The following is a 20,532-nucleotide window of genomic DNA, read 5'->3' as shown; positions in this document are numbered from 1 at the left end:
GAGGCGGCGCCCGCGCCTTTGGCGTTTAAAAGTGCCCTCGGCCGCCCGGCCAGTCTGCCTTTGGCAGCCCCGATTGCCGGTTCCCAAACCCGCGCCGGTAACCTGCCGGGTATGCCCAACTCCCCCGCACCCTCCAGGACAACCAAGGCCGGACTGCCGCGGTTCGACTCCCGGCCCGTTGTCGCCGGGATCGTTACCGCCCTGGTGGGCTTTACCTCGTCCTTTGCCGTAGTCCTCGCCGGCCTCAAGGCGGTGGGCGCCGATTCCACCCAGGCCGCGTCCGGCCTGCTGGCGCTGACCCTCGCCGTCGGGCTGGGCGTCCTGGTCCTCGCCTGGCGCTCCCGGGTTCCGGTGACTCTGGCCTGGTCGACGCCGGGTGCGGCGCTGCTGGCGGCAGCGGGAATGCCCGACGGCGGGTGGCCGGCCGCCGTCGGCGCCTTCCTGGCGACAGGCCTGCTGTTGGCCCTGACCGGCATGGTGCCGGCGCTTGGCAGGTTGATGGCGCGGATTCCGTCCCCGCTGGCGCAGGCGATGCTGGCGGGAGTCCTGCTCCAGCTTTGCCTGGCCCCCTTCAAAGCCCTGGGCACGGTTCCCGGTTTTGTGGCGCCGGTGATCCTGTGCTGGCTGGTGATGATGAAGTTCGCTCCGCGGTGGGCGGTGCCCGCGGCTTTGCTCATGGCCCTGGGCGTGATCGGAATTTCCCTGGCGTCCGCCGGGACGCCGGTGGATGCGGGAGGCCTTATGCCCGCACTCGCCTGGACCACGCCGGCGTTCAGCCTGCAGGCCCTGGTGGGCATCGCCGTCCCCTTGTTCGTGGTGACCATGGCGTCGCAGAACGTTCCCGGGGTGGCTGTCCTGCGGTCATTCGGATATGACACTCCGTGGCAGCCGGCGATGCTGGTCACGGGAGCGGGGACTGTTGCGGGGGCTCCCTTCGGCGGCCACGCCATCAATCTTGCAGCGCTCAGCGCGGCGCTGGCCGCGGGCGGGGAAGCAGGCGGGGACCGGAGCAGGCGGTGGGTTGCCGGCTTCACCTCCGGGCTGGCCTACCTGGTGCTTGCCGCTTTTTCCGCTGCCTTGGTGGCGGTGGTGAACCGGGCGCCGGGCGGGATGCTCGAAGCAGTGGCCGGGTTGGCCCTGCTGGGAACCCTTGCGTCGGCGATTTCGGCTGCCCTGGCGGACACGGAAGACCGCATCGCCCCGGCCGTCACGTTCCTGATGGCGGCCTCAGGCCTGGCATTTGCCGGAATCGGTTCCGCGTTCTGGGCGCTCATTGCCGGGCTGGCGGTGCGGTGGGTGCTGCAGCCACGGCGCAGCGGGACCGCCTCTTAGGACGGTTCGTGGTTCTGCCCTTCACGCGCCAGGGCGGTCAGGCGGGACACGGCGCGGAAGTATTTCTTCATGTACCCGCCGGTCATCATTTCCTCGGTGAACAGCTGGTCGAAGGGGACGCCGCTGGCCAGGATGGGAACGTCCTTGTCGTAGAGCCGGTCCGCCAGGACCACGAACCGCAGCGCCACAGCCTGCTCCTTGATGGTTTCCACGTTGCGCCACACCACGCCGTCAATGCCGTCGATCAGTTGGCGGTAGCGGCTGGGGTGGACACCGGCCAAGTGGTGGATGAGGGTGGAGAATTCGTCCTGGGCAACCGTCTTGCCGTCGAACTCCGCCTTCATGTGGGCGTTAAGTTCGCTGTTTCTCAGCGGGGCCGGTGCGGCGGGGAGGCCGCGGTGGCGGAAGTCCTCGCCGTCGATGCGGATGACCTCGAACTGGTCCGCCAGGACCTGGATTTCGCGCTGGAAGTCTACGGCGGCAAAGCGGCCGTCACCCAGGGAACCCGGCAAGGTGTTGGACGTGGCGGCGAGCTTGACGCCGGCGTCGGCCAGTTCCCGCATGAGCCGGGACATCAGGACGGTGTCGCCGGGATCGTCCAGTTCGAATTCGTCGATGCAGACCAGCTTGTAGCTGCTCAGGGCGTCAACGGTCTTGCGGAAGGACAGGGCGCCCACGAGGTTGGTGTACTCCACGAACGTGCCGAAAGCCTTGGGGCCCGGCGAGGCATGCCACAGCGAAGCGAGCAGGTGGGTCTTGCCCACGCCAAACCCGCCGTCAAGGTAGATGCCGGCACGGGAATCGTCCTTTTTGCCGAACAGCTTCTTGAACAGCCCGCCTCCGTTGCCCGACCCCACGCCGTCGGCAAACCCTTCCAGTTCGCGCACGGCAGCGGCCTGGCTGGGCTGCTTGGGGTCCGGGCGGTAGCTCGCAAAGGAGACCTCCCCGAACCGCGGCGATGGGTAGAAGCCCTTGAGGAGTTCGTCCACCGAAACTGCCGGAGTGCGGGCGGCAAGCTGTTCGATCTGTACCAAGGTGGTCCGTTCTGCTGGTGGTTGGTCCCCAGAAAGGATACCGGCAATGCGGACCGGACCCGGGCTGGTTGCCTCCCTCCCGACCGAGGGCGTGACGAAGGCAACATTTCGTCCTATTAACGGAATACGGACAACGTCATGGGCGCTGGCTAGGGTGGGAACAGGTTCCAATGCATGTTCCACGGTTTCCCGTGCTCTTACTGAAAGGCCAAGCCATGCCCTACCCGGTTGAACAGAATGAGAAGTTCGCAGCCTACGCCCACCCGGAGCGGCTCGTTTCCACGGAGTGGCTCGCGGCTGCCATCAAGGACGGCGCAGTGGCCAATGGCGGGCTGGTGGTGGTGGAGTCCGACGAGGACGTGCTGCTGTACGAGACCGGCCATATCCCCGGTGCCGTCAAGATCGACTGGCACACCGACCTGAACGACGAAGTGTCCCGCGACTACATTGACGGCGCGGCCTTCGCTGAGCTGGCGGCGTCCAAGGGCATCTCCCGGGACAGCACCGTGGTCATCTATGGCGACAAGTCCAACTGGTGGGCCGCATACGCGCTCTGGGTCTTCACGCTCTTTGGCCACCAGGATGTCCGGCTGCTCGACGGCGGCCGGGACAAATGGATCGCCGAAGGCCGCGAGCTGACCAAGGACCGGCCTGCCCCCGCCCGGGGCAGCTACCCGGTGGTTGAGCGCGACGACGCCCCAATCCGCGCCTTCAAGGACGACGTCCTGGCTCACCTGGGCAAGCCCCTCATCGACGTCCGCTCCCCCGAGGAATACACCGGCCAGCGCACCCACATGCCTGCCTACCCGGAGGAGGGCGCCCTCCGCGGCGGCCACATCCCCACTGCGGCATCCATTCCCTGGGCCCGTGCCGCCGCAGCTGACGGCACCTTCCGCAGCAGGGAGGAACTGGAGGCCATCTACCTGGGCGAAGCCGGGCTGTCCGAGGGTGACGACGTCGTGGCGTACTGCCGCATCGGCGAGCGGTCCAGCCACACCTGGTTCGCCCTGAAGTACCTCCTGGGCTTTGATTCCGTCCGCAACTACGACGGATCGTGGACCGAGTGGGGCAACGCCGTGCGGGTGCCGATCGTCAAGGGCGCCGAGCGTGGTTCCGTTCCCGTCGCCGTCGGAGCCTGACGCAGGACCACCCGCGTAGACTTGGAACGATGACTACTCAAGCTTTGCCTTCCGCCCTGGCGGCAATCGTGGACGACTTCCAGGCCTTGTCCGAACCCGAGAGGCTGCAGCTGCTGCTGGAGTTCTCGGAAGGACTGCCGGAGCTCCCCGACCGGCTCAAGGACCACCCCGAACTCCTGGAGCAGGTGGTGGAGTGCCAGTCGCCGCTGTTCCTCACCATCGAGACAGAGAAGAACGACGCCGGTCCCGCCGGCGCCGTGCGGCTGTACTTCAAGGCCCCGGCTGAGGCTCCCACCACCCGGGGTTTTGCCGGCGTCCTGCACGAGGGACTGGACGGCCTGTCCGCGGAGGAGATCCTGTCCGTGCCGGACGACATGCCGGAGCTGCTGGGGCTCACCCGGGCCATCACCCCGCTGCGCATGAGGGGCATGACGGCCATGCTGGGAAGGATCAAGCGCAAGGTGGCCGCAGACGCCAAGGTCGCCTGACCCCCCCCTCCATGGCACGCAGGAACGGCTCCCAGGGAACCCCGGCCACAGCGGCTTTGACCGCGGCCGGGGTTCCCTTTGTGCTCCACCCCTACACCCACGATCCGGCGGCCGCGAGCTATGGCACCGAGGCCGCCGAGGCCCTCGGCATTGATCCGTCCCGCGTCTTCAAGACGTTGATGGTGGACGTGGAGGGCCGGCTGGCCGTGGGCATCGTACCTGTCAGCGGAACCCTCGACCTGAAGGCAATGGCTGCCGCACTCGGAGCCAAGAAGGCTGCCATGGCTGATCCCGCAGCGGCCCAGCGGCGCACAGGCTATGTGCTGGGCGGCATCTCCCCGATCGGCCAGCGCCAGCCCTCCCCCACGGTCCTGGACTCCTCCGCGTTGCGGCTGGAGACGATGCTGGTGTCCGGGGGGCGCCGCGGCCTGGACATCGAGCTAGCTCCGGCCGACCTCATCCGGCTGACGGAAGCTGTTGCGGCGCCCATTGGTTCGCCGGCTGCGGGCAACTCCCGTCCATAGCAGTGCAGGGGCTGGGAGCCTCTGGCTACTCGATGACGTACCGCTGCATCATGTCGTTGTCCTCGTGCTCCAGGATGTGGCAGTGCCAGACGTATTCACCCGTGAAGGATGAGCCGATGGCCAGTGGGTCACCTCCTGCAGCGGCTGCACCGAAGGGGACGCGGATCCGCGTCACTTCGCCAGGCATCGCCACCACGGTGTCCTTCCATCCCTGTTCATTGGCCGGCGCGGCCTTGGGACGGCCGATCAGGAAGGGCTTGACCGGTACAGCGCACCCCCTTCCGGGCGTGACGAGTCCGGTTTTGGGGTCCACGAAGTCCGTGGCCTCCAGGTAGGAGTCGGCATCGAACTTCTGCCGGTTGAGCACCTGGAACTGGGTGAAGTGAAGGTGGATCGGGTGGGCGTCCACGGTGGTGTTGATGAGTTCCCACTGTTCCAGTGTGTCTTGCTTCACCACCGTGATGTCGGGGCTGTCGAACATCCTGTTGTTCAGCAGCGCCATGATGGGAACGTCATCGGTGTTCGCCACTTCCACCAATGCCATGGACCTGGTGGCCACGGTGGGCAGTTCCACGAGCCGGGTGAGAGGCTCGGACCGCAGCTGGGCCGGCAGCGGCACCGTATAGCCGGGCTCGGAGAGGACAGTGAACTGCATGATTTGTGGGAGCGGGATGGCGCCGCGCTGGACAGATTCCGGCCCGTTCGGGAAGGGCACCCGGGCACTGTTGGCCAGGACCACCTTCGAACCTGCCTTCAGCCCGGCGAAGTCCACCACAATGTCTGCCCGCTCACCGGGTCCCATGACCAGCCTGTTGAGCCTGACCGGGGCGTCCAGCAGGCCGCCGTCGGACCCTATCTGGTGGAAAGTGACTGCGGTGCCGTCCGCGATGAACTTGAAGTCGTAGAACCGCGCGTTGGAGCCGTTGAACATCCGGAAGCGGTACTTGCCGCGGGCCACGTCCAGGTTGGGCCGGCATTTTCCGTTGACCGTGGCAACATCGCCGAAGAACTCAGGGGCCCAGGGCCGGGCTGCGCCGTCTGCGTCCACTAGTTCAGGGTTGGGCGGGTAGGCAAACGAGCCGTCCGGGTTGAACATGCGGTCCTGGATGACCAGCGGCAATTCATATGGCGGCGGTGGAAGATGTGTCCCGTCGCCGGTGTCGATGCCCGTACTGCGGGTGTCCCGGAGCAGGTAGCCACCGGCCAGCCCGGCGTAGACATTCAGGCGGGTGAGGCCCAGCGCGTGGTCGTGGTACCAGAGGCCGGCCGCATCCTGGTTGTTGCCATAGTGGTAGGTGTACGAGGCGCCGGGCCGGAAAGTCTGTCCAGGGCCGCCGTCGGACGTTGGTGCAGTGTTGCCGCCGTGGAGGTGGACAGCCGTCCTGGGAGATCGGGCGTCGTTGCTGCCAGGCGGGACCAGTTCCGGGTCGATGGCGAAGGCAAGGGGATGCCGCCCAATATCGTTGTGGACTGTGAGGCTCAGGGGTGTACCCTTCCGGGCGATGATGACCGGCCCCAGGTAACTCCTGGTTGATGCAGCGTCCTGGTACGTCAGCGTGTCGGTCAGGCCCATTTCGGCCTGGAAGCGGTGGCGGGAGTTGCGGGCCCACAACTCAAGGTTGCCGCCGGACCGCATGTCGATAACCCCCAGGTCGGCGAGCGCGGGAAGCTGCTCCGTAAAGGTGCCGGGCGGGGAAACAGGGGCCGCCAGTCCCGGGCTGGCCCCGGATCCATAAGCCTGGGTCAGAACACCTGCACCGGCCACAGCGCCGGCCTGCAGCAGTTGTCGTCTTGTAATGCGCATTTTGGGGCCCCATTTCTTCGCAGCGGTATCCCCCCTTGGGCAGCAGGATAAACCTGTGCTTTAGTCCGTCATAGGGTCACGGGTCCCCTCTGTAAGGGGGTGGGCCACCCCGGTATGCCCTCCAGTCCGCCCCGCGGCCCGGCCGGTGAAATGGTCCATGGTTTGGTTGACCCCCAGCACATCCATGACCCGGTCGAAGACGCCAACCGGAAGGACCCGCAGGGCCGGCAGCAGGTTCACGATGGGCGGCAGGACCAGCTTTCGGCGCCCGGCTTCGATGGCATCCAGGACCTTGGTTGCCACCTGCTCTTCCTGGAGGATGGGAAGAAGCAGGGGCCAGCGCGTCCGGACGCCGTCGAACATCCCCGTGTCGATGTAATAAGGGCACACCGCCAGCGTATTGACACCAATTTTTCCAGCGCGGAGCTCGGCACGGAGTGATTCGTTGAAACCGAAGGCGGCAAACTTGCTGGCGGAATAGTCTGTCTGGCGGGCGACGCCCACCAGGGCTGCAGCACTGGCAATGGTGACCACGGTTCCCCGCCGGCGGTCTACCATTCCGCCCAGGAAGCCGCGGGTGACCCAGTACAGGGCCATGACGTTGACCTTCATGGTCCTTTCGATGGCTTCTTCCGTGGCGTCGAGGAGTGCCAGGCCGCTGACCACTCCGGCGTTGTTGACCAGGATATCCACGGGTCCGGCAACAGCCGCCGCGGCCTTCACGCCCCCACGGTCCGTGACGTCCACGGCATGGGCTTCGGCCAAACCGCCGGCAGCCCGGATCTCGTCGCGCACCGCCGTGCCGCGTTGGACGTCCACATCCCAGATCACCACCCGGCTTCCGCGCCGGGCTGCTCCAAGCGCCAGGCGGCGGCCCAGCCCGCTGCCGCCTCCCGTGATCAGCACAGTTGCGCCGGAAAGCCTGGTTCCCTGGGGCATATCAGTCCTCCTGCGATGTTGGCGGCGCGTGTCCCGGCGCCACGGGCAGTGTCCTTTGACGGCTTCGGGGTACGCGGCCCATCACCCTGATGGCCCCTTTCATGATCCGTGCGTAGGTCCGGTTGGACATGCCGGGAAGGGGTGCAACACGGAGCAGCCGCTGCACGGCGATGGTCTGCGGCTCGGTGTACTTGAGGATGCCTTCCCGGCCGTGGCGGCGGCCTGCGCCGGACTCCTTCATGCCCCCGATCGGTGCATCATGGGATGCCCAGGTGGCTGCGTAGCCTTCATTGACATTGACCGTTCCCGTCAGAAGCCTGCGGGCCACTGCCTCGCCCCGCCGGGCCGACCAGACGCTGGCATTCAGTCCGAAGTCGGAATCGTTGGCCAGGGCAACGGCTTCGTCGTCGTCCGTTGTGCGGTAGACGGCCACCACCGGCCCAAAGGTCTCTTCCCTGGCAAGGAGCATCTCCTGCGTGACTCCCGTCAGGACCGTTGGCTCGTAGAACAGCGGCCCCAGATCCGGCCGGTGCCGTCCGCCGGTGACCAGTTGGGCTCCTTTGGCGAGCGCATCCTGGACGTGGCGGTCAACCCGTTCCAGCTGCCCCGGGCTGATGAGGGATCCCATGCCGATGTCCCAGTCCGGTCCGGGAGCCACGCGGATGCCTTTCACCGCGGCCGCGAAGGCGGCCAGGAAGCTGTCATGGACGTCTGTGTGCACGTAGATCCGTTCGATGCTGACGCACAGCTGTCCGGAGTTGGAAAAACAGGCGTGTACCGCGCCGGCGGCGGCTTTGCCCACATCCGCATCGGCCAGGACCAGCATGGGGTTCTTGCCGCCGAGTTCGGCCGAGAAGCCGATCAGCCGCTCACTGCACTGCCGCGCCACCGTCTTGCCGGTCTGCGAGGATCCGGTGAACATCAGAAAGTCGACCCGCGCGATCAAGGCAGGGCCAATTGCAGTGCCGGGCCCTGTGACCACTTGGAACAGGCCTGCGGGAAGCCCCGCCTGCCGGAGCAGTTTGAGCATCAGCAGGGCGGTGAAGGGCGTCTGCGAATCCGGCTTCAGGACGATGCCGTTCCCGGCCAGCAGGGCCGGGACGGCGTCCGAGACCGCAAGGGTCAGCGGGTAGTTCCAAGGGCTGATGACCCCCACCACTCCCTTGGGAAGACGGTGTTCGGTGGTGCGGGTCAGGACCGGCGCGGCGCCCTTCCGGCGGCGCGGCCCAAGGTGCCGTTCTGCGGTGCGCGCGTAGTAGTCCGCCGTCAGGACCACGTCCGCAAGTTCCTCAAAGGCGCTCAGCCGGGACTTGCCGCTCTCTGCCTGCACCAGGTCCAGGATGTCCTGCTCCCGGTCCAGCACCAGCCGGCGGAAGCGCCGGATCACGCTGCAACGGTCTTCGACGGAAACGCCTGCCCAGTACCGCTGCGCCACGCGGGCAGTTCCGACGGCGGCATCAACGTCGGGTGCGCTGCACACGGGCACTTCGCCCACAAGCGTGCCGTCAAAGGGTGCGTGCGAAGCCTGCGTCGGGGCGCCCGGTGCTGCCGCAACCAGCCTTGACAGTCCCGCGGCGAGATCCCGGCCCCGCGCGCTCAAGGCCGCCGTCCCGGGCTGTTGTTCGTGGAGTTGGTCCGCCATGTCACGCCCCCGCAGCGGTGTGCCCGGCCAGCGTTCCAGGGGTGAGCCCCGTGCCGGGGTTGAGGCGCGGAGCGAGCTGCTGCCGGAGCCAGGCCTTAACCAGCCGTTCCCAGCGCTCGGGGTCCACATTCCATTCCTTGGTGTGCCGTGCGTGGTTGAACGTCTCGAACGTGACCATCTCCGGGTTCCGTTCGGCCAGGAGCGCGGACGGTCCGTAGGGCACGTACTCGTCGTCAACGCTGTGGATGATCAGCGTGGGTGTCCGCAGCTCCACGGCCCGGGACACCCAATCCATGACCTTCAGGTCCACCGGTGCCGACAGGCCGGTCAGGCGGCGCCCCAGCGGGTGGCCCAGCATCAGCTGCCCGTAGCGGCCCACCAGCGACGGAATCCGGTTCAGCTGTGCATGGTGCGCCAACACGGTCACCCAGTCGATCACGGGTGCGTCAAGCACCATGGCCCGGATCAGGTGCCGGTACCGGGAAAGGTCCGCGGTCTGCAGGCAGATGGCCCCTCCCATGGACCAGCCGAACAGGACAATTTCCTCGGCCCCCTCGGCCAGCGCATACTCAATGGCGGCTTCGATGTCCTGCCACTCCGTGGAGCCCAGGCCGTACCGTCCGTCATCGGCCGACGGCGCCAGCCCGTCGTTGCGGTAGGACACCAGCAGGCTGGTCAGGCCCAACTCCAGTGCCGGTCCCACCGCCCGCAGCGCTTCCTGCCGGGTGGCTCCGCGGCCGTGCACCATGATGGCCCAGGTGCGGGCTGTCCCCTTGGCCCGGACCAGCCAGGCCGGCGCTCCCCCGCGCTCCACGGGTATCAGTACGTCCTCGGCAGGAATTCCGACGGCGGCCGGGTCAGGGTAGGTCGCGCCGCTCCACCATCCCCAGCGGGCCGTGGACAGGTCGCCGCTGTAGACGGCTTCGACCTCGCGCAGGACCGTGCGTTCGGCCGGCGAGTAGGAGATGATGCGGCCGATCCGCGCGTGGCCCTTGCCGCCGTCGAAAAAGAATCCGTAAACCCCATCCACGGTGGTGTCGTCGTTGGCGGCCAGGATCACCTGCTGCTTCTGCCCGTCCCGGATTACGGCCAGCAGTTCCTTGTCCGCTGCCCGTTGCCGGGCCGGGGTAATGACGCGGCGGGCAAAGTACACGGCGAGCGCGGACGAACCGGCGCCCAGCAGGCTGGCCACGGAGCCGCCGGCGACGGCTCCGCCGATGGCCCACTTCGCCCCCGGTGACATTCCGCCGGAATCCCTGGTGGTTGCAGTCATTGCAGGGCGCGCTCGCCGGAAAGGTGCCATGGGACTATTCTTACCGGCGTTGCCGCCGATACCCGCATTCCCGGGCAGGAACGGCACGGCGGCGCACGGCTCTCCGGTCGTGTTCCGGCACTTTCTCCAAGTGCGGTGCGGGCGCCCCCGAGCGGCGCTAGGCTAAGGCCATGAGTGATCCGATCATCATCCTGACCGAAGAACCCCTGGGCGCGGACGACCGCGTGAACATTGAACGGCTGGTGGATGGGTCGGACAGCCGGCTGCTGGTCCTGGTCCCTGCGAACACCGAGCGCCACCTGCTCGTGGACTTCCTCGAAAACCTCTCCATGCTGGACGTTGCCAAGGCATTCCGGGAACTCGCCGGCCGCAACCCGGACGCCGCCGCCGAGCGGGCGCACGCGGATGAAACGCTCGCCACCTCGCTTGCCGCGCTGGAGGGCCTGGGCTCGGGTGTGAGCGGCCAGGTGGTGGAGGGGAAGGCGGTGGACGGCCTTGTGGCGAAGGTCCGGGAAACCGGCGCCTCGCAGGCCGTAGTGATCACCAGGCCGCATGCCGTGGCCGATACCTTCCACACCGACTGGGCCAACAAGGCGCAGGACCAGCTCGGTGTCCCTGTGCTCCACCTGTACGCGGGCTCGGGATTTATCGGCGACTCCTGAGCGTTGGGAATGCTATGAGCATCTTTGGAAACAGCATCTTCGGTAACAAGTCGGCAGGCGTTGTTGGCGGGGCACCGGCCAATGCCACGCAGGACCCTGCCCGGCATGACCCTGCCACACAGGACACCCCTCAGCAGGACACCGGCATCCCGGAAACTGTCGTCAGGAAGAGCGATGAACAGTGGCGGGAGGAACTGACGCCGGAGGAGTACCACGTGCTGCGGCAGGCCGGAACCGAGCGCCCTTACACCGGTGAGTACTGGGATACCCACACAGAGGGTGTGTATCAGTGCCGGGCGTGTGGCGCCGAACTGTTCACCAGCAACGAAAAGTTCGACTCGCACTGCGGCTGGCCTTCCTTCTGGGCTCCGCTGGCTGAGGGGAATGTGCGCTACATCCACGACAGGACCCTGGGCATGGAAAGGATTGAGGTGCGGTGCGCGTCGTGCGACTCGCACCTGGGCCACGTCTTTGAGGGCGAGGGGTATGGAACGCCCACCGACCAGCGCTACTGCATCAATTCGGTGTCACTCCGGCTGGTGGCCAGGGATGATGCCGGGGACAGTACGCCGGAAAGCTGAGCCGGAGAGGGCAGCGTTCCGGGACTGATCCCACAGCGGAGGGACAGTCTCGGTCCTTCCCGGAAACCATCGAGGCTAAGCGTTTCTTACGAATGAGTTGTTTTGGCATAAGTCCTGCTGGTTGCTTGTTACGCTCACCGGAGAAGCAAGCAACCAGAAAGGCAGCCGACGATGACAGAGACCCTGACCACCGCCGTCACCGGGATTTCCGCACAGGACCACGACTGGCTCCGGCTCAAGGCCGCCGCCACCGCACTGCAGGCGCTCCAGGTCCAGGACGGGTCCGTCCCCAACCCCGCGGACCACGGGGAGGCAGCGCAGTACGTGGATGCCATTGTGGCCGCCATCCGGGCCCTGGCCCCCGCCTTTCCGCACGACGCCGACTACCTGGACGCCGCCTGCAAAGACTTCGAGGCATGGGCCGCCGGCGGCTTTCCTGTCCCCGACTTCCTCTCCTCGCTCCTGGCCTTCCAGCCGCAGGAGCACCGCCGCGACGGGCTGCAGCACCTTGTGGTGTTCCCGATGTACACCCAGAACGGCAGCAGCAACAGGCTGGTGGAGGCTGTGCTGGTGGAGGTCATCTGGCCCGAATTCATCGCCGGACTGGAGGCCGGGGACTACTCGAACAAGCTGTTCGTCCCCATCCGGTTCGTCGACTTCACTCCCGGCTACGACACGAACTCGGCCGTCCTCTTCCCCGAGACTGTGGCCGTCAGCCAGACCCCCACGTTCACATGGGGCGCCATCTTTGCCGACCGTGAAGCCGCCCGGTTCCGCCGCGTGCTGAAGGCCGCCGCGGAGATCACGGCCCTGGAGCTGCCGGAGGCCGCCGCTGAACTGCTCGCGGACCAGGACCTCACCGAGGCCACCTTCGTGATGTGGGACCTGATCCACGACCGGACGCATATGCGCGGGGACCTGCCGTTCGATCCGTTCATGATCAAGCAGCGGATGCCCTACTTCCTGTATTCGCTGGAAGAACTGCGCTGCGACCTCACGGCCTTCCGCGAATCGGTGCGGATCGAAAGGGACGACGACGCCGACCCCGACGCACGGCGGCACGCGAAGCTCGTACAGTACGCAATCATCTTCGACCGCATTTTCCGCTTCGCCATCACCGGCAGCCGGGTCCGCAACTACGATGGCCTGGGCGGCCAGCTCCTCTTTGCCTGGCTGCACCAGCACCACGTGCTGCACTGGACGGATACCCGGCTTACCATCGACTGGGATGAGGTGGCGGACGCCGTGATCGCCCTGGGTGCCAGCATCGACGAACTCTACTGGCGGTCCATTGACCGTCCCAAGACCGCCCACTGGCTGGCGGCCTACCAGCTGGTTTCGGCCACCGTCACGCCCAACCCCGCCTCCGTCTGGGCCAAGGGCCCGGACGCGCTGCCGTTGGCGGGGACGCCCCGCGGACTTACGGACCAGGTGCTGGACGACGAGTTCCCGCTGTCCATGTTCTACGAGGCACTGGAGAAGAAGATGCGCCCCGTCATTGAGTCCACCGCCGGGATCACCGGCCGCTCCGCGCTGTGAGCAGCGCCGGTCCGGCCGGGGGCGCGCCCTCCGCCCGGCCGCTCACTGTCCTGGTGGCCGGCGGCAGCGGCGCGTCGGGAATCGCCGTGGCGCGGGCACTGGCTGCCGCGGGGCACCGGGTGGCCACGGCGGGCTCCGACCAGGCCCGGATCACGGAGGCAGCGCGGAAAGCGGGCGACGGCGTCAGTCCATTTGCGTGCGACCTGGCGGTTTTGGCGGACGTCCGGCGGCTGCGCGACGACGTCACCGGCGCCTTGGGGGCGGTGGACGGCGTGATCCACCTGGTGGGCGGCTGGCGCGGGGCCAAGGGCATCGCGGACCAGTCCGACGACGACTGGGACTTCCTGGAACGCGGCGCCATCACCACGCTGCGCAACGTGTCACGCGTCTTTTTCGACGACATCGCCGCCTCCACGTCGGGAAGGTTTGCGATGGTTTCATCCACTGCCCTGGATCAGCCCGCCGCAGCGGTCGCCAGCTACGTGGCGGCGAAAGCCGCCGCGGAAACCTGGACCATGGCCATGGCCGATGGCTTCCGCCAGGCCTCCGGGAGCAGCGGTAGCCCGGCGGCCGCCACCATCCTGGTGGTCAAGGCGCTGGTGGACGATGACCTGCGCCGCGCCCATCCCCAGCGGAAATTCCCGGGGGCAACGGACGTAACTGACCTGGCTGCCGCCGTCGTCCGGCTTTTCACCACTCCGTCCGCCGAACTCAACGGCGCCCGGCTCCGGCTGGCGGACTGACCGCCTGTCTGGCTTTGCCTGGCGTGGCAGTACCTAAACTGAAAGCGTGAGCAACCCTATGACCACCACAGCAGAAACCCGTGCGGCGCTGCGGCTGCATGATCCCAACGTGCGCGGATTTGCCTCCGACAACTACTCCGGGGTCCACCCGGAAGTCCTGGCAGCCCTTGCCGCAGCCAATGGCGGACACCAGGTCTCCTACGGCGAAGACGACTACACCGCGCGGCTGCAGGAACTGATGGTTGACCACTTCGGCCCAGGCATCGAATGCTTCCCCGTCTTTAACGGCACCGGCGCCAACGTCCTGTCGCTGCAGTCCCTGCTCCCCCGCTGGGGTGCCGTGGTATGCGCCTCCACCGCCCACATCAACATGGACGAGAACGGGGCACCGGAACGCATCGGCGGCCTAAAACTCCTGCACGTGCCCACGCCGGACGGGAAACTGACTCCTGAACTGATCGACCGGGAGGCCTGGGGCTGGGGTGACGAGCACCGAGCCCAGCCGCTCGCCGTCTCCATCACCCAGACCACGGAACTGGGCACCTGCTACACGCCGGAAGAAGTCCGTGCCATCGCCGACCACGCGCACGCCAGGGGCATGAAGCTGCACATGGACGGGGCGCGGCTGGCCAACGCGGCAGCCCACCTGGGCGTGCCCCTGCGCGCCTTCACCCGGGACGCCGGCGTCGATATCCTCTCCTTCGGCGGCACCAAGAACGGGCTGCTCTTCGGCGAAGTAGTGGTGGCACTGAACCCGGAAGCCGCCCACGGCCTGGTCTACCTGCGCAAGATGGACATGCAGCTGGCCTCCAAGATGCGTTTCATGTCCGCCCAGTTCATCGCCCTCCTGGAAGGCGACCTGTGGCTGCGCTCGGCCGCACACGCCAACGCCATGGCCACCCGGCTGCGTGCCGCCGTCGACACCATTGAGGGCGTCCGGCCCACCCAGGAAACCGAATCCAACGGAGTCTTCGCCATCCTTCCCCCCGGTACGGCGGACCGTCTGCGGAAGTCCTTCCGGTTCTACGACTGGGATGAGGCGAAAGGGGAAGTTCGGTGGATGTGTTCCTTTGACACCACGGAGGAGGACGTCGATACCTTTGCTGCCGCGATCCGCCATGAGCTCCGGGAATACCGCGCCGGCCAGGCCGGGTGAGCGGCCGCCGACGGCGAGCCTTCCTGCCCCGGCCCGTCCCGCCCCGTAATCTGCCAAGGTGAACGCACTGGACCAGGTTCCCCCGGATTTTCTCCACGCCTTGGGAACCCTCAGGAAAGCCCGCTGCCGGAAGGAACTTCGCCTCGCGGAGATCCCAGCCCCCGCGCGGCTGGCACCCTTCGCCGTCGCGCTGGGCGCAGAGGTGATGGCACCGGGCGCCGCAACCCCGTCCACGCCGGTCCACGGACCTGCGGCCATGGCGTTTGCCGCCGCATCCGGAACGGCCGCCCCGGGACCGGCGGACGAGGACGAAACGGAGCTGGCCACCGGACGCTTCATCCTGCTGCACGATCCGGATGGCTCGGCGGTCTGGGATGGCGAATTCCGGATCGTCACCTACATCCGTGCAGAGCTGGAACCGGAAATGGGCAACGACCAGATGCTGGGAACCGTGGCGTGGACCTGGCTGGTGGAGGCGTTGGAAAACCACAAGGCGGCATACCGGGCCGCCGGCGGCACCGCCACCCGCGTCCTCTCCGAAAGCTTCGGGACACTGGCCGGGCGGCCCGGGTCCATCGACATCGAACTCCGGGCCTCCTGGACGCCCGCTTCCTCCGATGTCCAGGCCCACCTTGAGGCCTGGTCCGACATGGTGTGCACGTTCGCCGGCCTGCCGCCGCTCCCCGACGGCGTCACCGCACTCCCACCCCGTCGGCGAAGCCAGCAGAACGGTTATGGGGCAGCCCGGTAAACTGGGGGCATCATGACCCCAAACATTCCGGAAAACACCACGGCCGGCGTCCCGGCTGCTGCTGCCGCATCCCACATCACGGTGGAGGGCTTTGACAGCCCCATCCCCGAAATCATCGACCTTGACTCCCCCCGGGACGGCGTTCCGCTGGTCATCGAAACTGCGTCCGGCCTGGAGCGGTGTGCCGCGGCCATTGCCGCCGGCACCGGACCCGCCGGCGTGGACGCCGAGCGCGCATCAGGTTTCCGCTACGGACAGCGCGCCTTCCTGGTCCAGATCCGCCGCGAGGGCGCCGGAACCTGGCTGATCGATCCCGAACCGTTCGAGAACCTGGACATCATCAACGACGCCCTGCGGGGCGTCGAATGGATCCTGCACGCCGCCACCCAGGACCTGCCCTGCCTTTCCGAGCTCGGGATGTGGCCGGACAAGCTCTTTGACACCGAACTCGCCGCGCGCCTGGCCGGGCTGCCCCGGGTAGGCCTGGCCGCCGTCATCGAGCAGCTGCTGGGATTCGGGCTTGCCAAGGAACACTCCGCGGCCGACTGGTCCACCCGGCCCCTGCCGGAGCCCTGGCTGCGCTATGCCGCCCTGGACGTGGAAGTCCTGACCGAACTGCGTGAGGAACTTATCGAGCTGCTGGAGGCGGACGGGAAACTGGAGTACGCCCAGCAGGAATTTGCGGCAATCCTCGCAGCGGGCATCGCTCCCCCGCGCGTTGACCCGTGGCGGAAGACCTCGGGCCTGCACCAGATCCGGGACCGCCGCCAGCTGGCCGCAGTCCGCGAACTGTGGCTGGAACGCGACTCGCTGGCGCAAAAACGCGATGTGGCACCGGGCCGGCTGCTCCCCGACTCGGCCCTCGTCGCCGCGGCGAAGGCCATGCCCGCCACCGTCCCACAGCTGCTCACCACCAAGGGGTTCCACGGGCGCGCTGCCCAGCGCGAAGCGCCGCGGTGGCTGCGCTGCATCACGGCCGCCCGGGACCTGGAGGACCTGCCACCCCTGCACCTGGCCACCAACGCCCCGCCGCCGCCGCGGGTCTGGGCCGACCGCGATCCGGAAGCCGCTGCCCGCCTGGCCACGGCCCGGCCCCTGCTCCAGGCGAAAGCCGAGGAATTGAACCTCCCGCTGGAGAACCTCCTGACGCCCGACTACCTCCGGCGCGTGGCCTGGCGGCCGCCCGCGGACGTCACTGAAGACTCGATTTCCGCGGAATTGCGGACCCTGGGCGCCCGCCCGTGGCAGGTGGAACTCACGGCTCCGCTGATCTCCGCCGCCTTCCTGGACCCGCAGCCGCTTCCACCCAAGGAACCCAAACAGGCCGCTGCGGCGGCCGGCCAATAACCTTTTCGCGTCAGCCCTTGCAGGCTAAGTTACTCACGAGTAACATCGGTGTGACCGACGCCAGGTGAGTGCCGCACTCCGGCATGCGCCCGGCGCTACGTCTCGATGAGGAGTTACACGTGAGCCAGCACGGAAGCGGCGCATCCCCGCGCACTGTCCGCGACGTCGTCTTTGTGGACGGCATCCGCACACCCTTCGGCAGGGCCGGCGAGAAAGGAATTTACGCCGGAACCCGGGCCGACGACCTGATCGTGAAGTGCATCCGCGGCCTCCTTCGCCGCAACCCGTCCCTGCCTTCGGAGCGGATCGATGAGGTGGCCATTGCCGCCACCACCCAGACCGGCGACCAGGGCCTCACCCTGGGCCGGACCGCCGCGCTGCTGGCCGGTCTCCCCCGGACGGTCCCCGGCTTCGCCATCGACCGGATGTGCGCCGGTGCCATGACGGCCGTCACCACCACGGCCGGCGGCATCGGATTCGGCGCCTACGACGTGGTGGTTGCCGGCGGAGTGGAACACATGGGCCACCACCCCATGGGCTCCGGCGCCGACCCCAACCCCCGATTCATGTCCGAGCGGCTGGTGGACCCGGCAGCCCTGAACATGGGAAACACGGCCGAGAACCTGCACGACCGCTTCCCCGCCATCACCAGGCAGCGCACCGATGCCTACGCGGTGGCCTCGCAGGACAAGCTGGCAGCCGCCTACCAGGACGGCAGGATCCAGCCGGACCTGGTTCCCGTTGCCGCCCGGAAGCCGGGCGAGGGCTGGACCGTCCACAGCAAGGACGAACCGCCGCGCCCGGGCACCACCATGGACGACCTGGCCGCCCTGCGCACGCCGTTCCGGGCCCACGGCCGGGTTACTGCCGGAAACGCCGCCGGCCTGAACGACGGCGCAACCGCCGCTGTCCTTGCCTCCTCCGAGGCCGCCGCAGAGCTGGGGCTGCCCGTGAAGATGCGGCTGGTGAGCTACGCCTATGCGGGGGTGGAGCCCGAAGTGATGGGCATCGGCCCCGTCCCGGCCACCGAGAAAGCACTGAAGAACGCCGGGCTGACCATCGGGGACATCGGCCTGTTCGAGATCAACGAGGCGTTCGCCGTCCAGGTCCTGAGCTTCCTTGACCACTACGGCATCGCCGACGACGACCCCCGGGTCAACCGGTACGGCGGCGCCATCGCCGTGGGGCACCCCCTTGCCTCCTCCGGTGTCCGGCTGATGATCCAGCTGGCCCGCCAGTTCGAAGAGGACCCCTCCGTGCGGTACGGGATCACCACCATGTGCGTGGGCCTTGGCATGGGCGGCACCGTGATCTGGGAGAACCCGCACCACCCCGACTACAGCGGAACCCCCTCCGGGAAGACCGCCGCCGTTTCCGAAGGAGCCATGGCATGAGCGCCGCAGATTACCGCAAGTTGGCGGACCTTTTCCCCAACGAAACCGTGACCCACTCCTATGTGCAGGACATCGCCCTGCCAGGCACGGCGGGAAGGCCCAGCCCGGGCACCTTTGCCCTCGTCACCCTGGACAACGACCTGGACCACACCAAACCCACCACCCTGGGCCCCAACACCCTGGTGGAGCTCGGCACCGTCCTGGAGGGCCTGCGCGACCGTGCGGCCCGTGGCGAGATTGTGGGCGTCGGGGTGACCGGCAAGCCGCATTACCTGGTGGCGGGCGCGGACCTCTCCGCCGTGAAGTCGCTGGAAAAGCGTGAGCACGGGCTGTGGATGGCACAGCTGGGCCACGACGTCTATGCAACCCTGGCAAACCTTGGCGTCCCCAGCTTCGCCTTCATCAACGGCGCCGCGCTGGGCGGCGGCCTGGAAATCGCCCTGCAGTCCACCTACCGCACGGTGTCCACGGGGGCGGGTGCCCTGGCGCTTCCGGAAGCCTTCCTTGGCCTGGTGCCCGGCTGGGGCGGCGTCTACATCCTTCCCCGCCTGGTGGGCCCGGAAAATGCCGTAAAGGTCATGATCGAAAACCCGCTCAGCAACAACCGCCCCCTCACCGGTGCGCAGGCATTCGGCATGGGCATCGCCGACGCCCTCTTCGAGCCTGCAGACTTCCTGGAACAGTCGCTGGCCTGGGCGGCCGGTGTCATCTCCGGTGAGGTGGTCCCGGAGCGGGCCAACGCCGTCGACCCTTCCTCCCCTGACGCGGCAACCCGCTGGGCCGCCGCGGTGGACGCGGGGCGGGCCTTCGTCGAGGCCAAGACCTCCAACGCCTCCCCAGCCCCAGCCAAGGTCCTGGACATCCTCGAGGCAAACCGCACCATGACAGCGGCGGAGTCCGCCGCGCTGGAATGCGAAACACTGGCCGGGCTGATGCAGACGGATGAGTTCCGCTCCACCGTCTACGCCTTCCTCGACCTGGTGCAGAAGCGTGCCAAACGCCCGGCCGGCGCCCCTGACCGCAAGCTGGCCCGGCCCGTCACCAAGGTGGGCGTGGTGGGCGCCGGACTGATGGCCGGCCAACTGGCCCTGCTTTTTGCCCGCCAGCTGAAGGTGCCCGTGGTCCTGACCGACATCGACCAGGCGCGCGTGGACAAAGGCGTTGCGTACGTCCACGCCGAGGTGGACAAGCTGCTGGCCAAGCAGCGCCTAAGCCAGGACGCGGCCAACCGGACCAAGGCGCTGGTGACGGGCTCGGTGTCAAAGGACGCCTTCGCTGACGCCGACTTCGTGATCGAGGCCGTCTTCGAGGAAATGCACATCAAGAAGCAGGTCTTCGCCGAGCTGGAAGGCATCGTGGCGCCGGAGTGCATCCTGGCCACGAACACGTCCTCGCTCTCCGTGACGGAAATGGCCGCGGACCTGCAGCATCCCGAACGGCTGGTGGGCTTCCACTTCTTCAATCCCGTGGCTGTGATGCCGCTGCTGGAAATCGTCCGCGCCCCGCGCACGGACGATGCCGTGCTGGCCACCGCCTTCGAGCTGGCCAAGGCGCTGAAGAAGAACGGCGTGCTGGTCAAGGATGCGGCCGCGTTCGTGGTCAACCGCATCCTGCTGAGGCTCATGGGGGAAGTCACGGCGGCCTTCGACGAGGGCACCCCGGCGGAGGTGGCGGACGCCGCGTTGCGGCCCATGGGGCTGCCCATGACGCCGTTCACGCTGCTGGCCATGGTGGGCCTGCCCGTTGCGCAGCATGTCCAGGAGTCCCTGAACGCCGCCTTCGGCGACCGCTTCCCGGTCTCCGATAACCTCAAGAAGCTCATCGACAACAACGTCAAAGCACTGTGGGAGACCGCCCCGGACGGTTCGCGGACCATCCCCCAGTCCACGCTTGAGCTGCTGTCCTTTGGCTCCAGCCCGTCCACGGCGGAGCAGGTGCTGCACCGCGTCCAGGATGCCCTGGCTGAGGAAATCGGCCTCATGCTGGACGAGGGCGTCGTCGCCGGACCCGAGGACATCGACCTGTGCATGATCCTGGGCGCGGGCTGGCCCATGTTCCTGGGTGGCATCACGCCGTACCTGGACCGGGTGGGGGCCGCGGAGCGGGTCAACGGCAGGCGTTTCCTGGCACCGGGCGTCGCGTCCCCCGCCGCAGGGTAACCGGCACCAGGCCGGCAGCCAGGAC

18 protein-coding genes are annotated in these 20,532 nt (G+C 67.7%); 13 read left to right on the top strand and 5 right to left on the bottom strand.

All coding sequences use genetic code 11. The features are described from left to right. The first annotated feature begins 111 nt into the window (after window positions 1–111). Window positions 112–1,332 (top strand): benzoate/H(+) symporter BenE family transporter, encoded by a 1,221-nt coding sequence (locus LDO86_RS08410; protein WP_018770765.1) that lies wholly within the window; start codon window positions 112–114, stop codon window positions 1,330–1,332. Here the strand turns inward: LDO86_RS08410 and zapE are convergent. Beyond that, on the bottom strand, window positions 1,329–2,366 hold the full coding sequence (gene zapE, locus LDO86_RS08405; RefSeq protein WP_018770764.1) for a cell division protein ZapE: 1,038 nt from the start codon (window positions 2,364–2,366) through the stop codon (window positions 1,329–1,331). The two genes, LDO86_RS08410 and zapE, sit on opposite strands and share 4 nt — an antisense overlap. 215 nt (window positions 2,367–2,581) lie before the next feature. Between zapE and LDO86_RS08400 the strand changes: the two genes are divergently transcribed. The 3 genes from LDO86_RS08400 to ybaK are packed head-to-tail and all read left to right on the top strand — an operon-like array spanning window position 2,582 to window position 4,517. Continuing rightward, window positions 2,582–3,505, top strand: coding sequence for a sulfurtransferase (locus LDO86_RS08400; protein WP_018770763.1), 924 nt, complete (start codon window positions 2,582–2,584; stop codon window positions 3,503–3,505). A gap of 29 nt (window positions 3,506–3,534) precedes the next feature. Next, entirely contained in the window at window positions 3,535–3,993 is a 459-nt protein-coding gene (locus LDO86_RS08395) for a SufE family protein (protein WP_043425219.1), read from the top strand. Between the two features lie 11 nt (window positions 3,994–4,004). Further along, the gene (gene ybaK, locus LDO86_RS08390) at window positions 4,005–4,517 is read left to right on the top strand and encodes a Cys-tRNA(Pro) deacylase (protein WP_018770761.1); all 513 of its coding nucleotides are present in this window, start codon (window positions 4,005–4,007) and stop codon (window positions 4,515–4,517) included. Window positions 4,518–4,542: 25 nt separating this feature from the next. Here ybaK and LDO86_RS08385 read toward each other — a convergent pair whose 3' ends face one another. Genes LDO86_RS08385 through LDO86_RS08370 form a run of 4 tightly spaced genes read right to left on the bottom strand, consistent with a single transcriptional unit; the run spans window position 4,543 to window position 10,175 of the window. Next, window positions 4,543–6,321: a multicopper oxidase domain-containing protein gene (locus LDO86_RS08385; protein WP_051081413.1), complete on the bottom strand. Its 1,779-nt coding sequence runs from the start codon at window positions 6,319–6,321 to the stop codon at window positions 4,543–4,545. A 60-nt stretch (window positions 6,322–6,381) separates the two neighbouring features. Then, the gene (locus LDO86_RS08380) at window positions 6,382–7,260 is read right to left on the bottom strand and encodes an SDR family oxidoreductase (protein WP_018770759.1); all 879 of its coding nucleotides are present in this window, start codon (window positions 7,258–7,260) and stop codon (window positions 6,382–6,384) included. A 1-nt stretch (window position 7,261) separates the two neighbouring features. Beyond that, a complete protein-coding gene (locus LDO86_RS08375; RefSeq protein ID WP_018770758.1) occupies window positions 7,262–8,902 on the bottom strand; it encodes a succinic semialdehyde dehydrogenase in 1,641 nt (546 codons plus the stop codon). Between the two features lies 1 nt (window position 8,903). After that, window positions 8,904–10,175 (bottom strand): alpha/beta fold hydrolase, encoded by a 1,272-nt coding sequence (locus tag LDO86_RS08370; protein ID WP_018770757.1) that lies wholly within the window; start codon window positions 10,173–10,175, stop codon window positions 8,904–8,906. Window positions 10,176–10,345: 170 nt separating this feature from the next. Between LDO86_RS08370 and LDO86_RS08365 the strand changes: the two genes are divergently transcribed. From LDO86_RS08365 to LDO86_RS08325, 9 genes are all read left to right on the top strand, one after another. Continuing rightward, window positions 10,346–10,837 carry a hypothetical protein gene (locus LDO86_RS08365; RefSeq protein ID WP_018770756.1) on the top strand — a complete coding sequence of 164 codons (492 nt, stop codon included), beginning with the start codon at window positions 10,346–10,348 and terminating at the stop codon, window positions 10,835–10,837. 14 nt (window positions 10,838–10,851) lie between these two features. Beyond that, window positions 10,852–11,418 (top strand): peptide-methionine (R)-S-oxide reductase MsrB, encoded by a 567-nt coding sequence (msrB, locus tag LDO86_RS08360; RefSeq protein WP_018770755.1) that lies wholly within the window; start codon window positions 10,852–10,854, stop codon window positions 11,416–11,418. Between the two features lie 171 nt (window positions 11,419–11,589). After that, window positions 11,590–12,957, top strand: a complete 1,368-nt coding sequence (locus LDO86_RS08355) for a DUF6421 family protein (protein ID WP_018770754.1) — start codon at window positions 11,590–11,592, stop codon at window positions 12,955–12,957. After that, the gene (locus LDO86_RS08350; protein WP_018770753.1) at window positions 12,954–13,700 is read left to right on the top strand and encodes an SDR family NAD(P)-dependent oxidoreductase; all 747 of its coding nucleotides are present in this window, start codon (window positions 12,954–12,956) and stop codon (window positions 13,698–13,700) included. Before LDO86_RS08355 ends, LDO86_RS08350 begins: the two co-directional genes overlap by 4 nt. A gap of 58 nt (window positions 13,701–13,758) precedes the next feature. After that, complete coding sequence (locus LDO86_RS08345; RefSeq protein ID WP_018770752.1) at window positions 13,759–14,856, top strand: low specificity L-threonine aldolase; 1,098 nt, start codon at window positions 13,759–13,761, stop codon at window positions 14,854–14,856. Between the two features lie 58 nt (window positions 14,857–14,914). Beyond that, entirely contained in the window at window positions 14,915–15,607 is a 693-nt protein-coding gene (locus LDO86_RS08340; protein ID WP_026265997.1) for a DUF3000 domain-containing protein, read from the top strand. A 12-nt stretch (window positions 15,608–15,619) separates the two neighbouring features. Further along, window positions 15,620–16,954 carry an HRDC domain-containing protein gene (locus LDO86_RS08335; protein ID WP_018770750.1) on the top strand — a complete coding sequence of 445 codons (1,335 nt, stop codon included), beginning with the start codon at window positions 15,620–15,622 and terminating at the stop codon, window positions 16,952–16,954. Between the two features lie 119 nt (window positions 16,955–17,073). Further along, the gene (locus tag LDO86_RS08330; RefSeq protein ID WP_018770749.1) at window positions 17,074–18,348 is read left to right on the top strand and encodes an acetyl-CoA C-acyltransferase; all 1,275 of its coding nucleotides are present in this window, start codon (window positions 17,074–17,076) and stop codon (window positions 18,346–18,348) included. Then, complete coding sequence (locus tag LDO86_RS08325) at window positions 18,345–20,507, top strand: 3-hydroxyacyl-CoA dehydrogenase NAD-binding domain-containing protein (RefSeq protein ID WP_018770748.1); 2,163 nt, start codon at window positions 18,345–18,347, stop codon at window positions 20,505–20,507. Before LDO86_RS08330 ends, LDO86_RS08325 begins: the two co-directional genes overlap by 4 nt. The last annotated feature ends 25 nt before the right edge of the window (window positions 20,508–20,532 follow it).

The organism is Arthrobacter sp. StoSoilB19 (assembly GCF_019977275.1).
GTDB lineage: Bacteria > Actinomycetota > Actinomycetes > Actinomycetales > Micrococcaceae > Arthrobacter.
The sequence above is the reverse complement of the archived record's forward strand: the minus strand, read 5'-3'. Positions and strand labels throughout refer to the sequence as shown.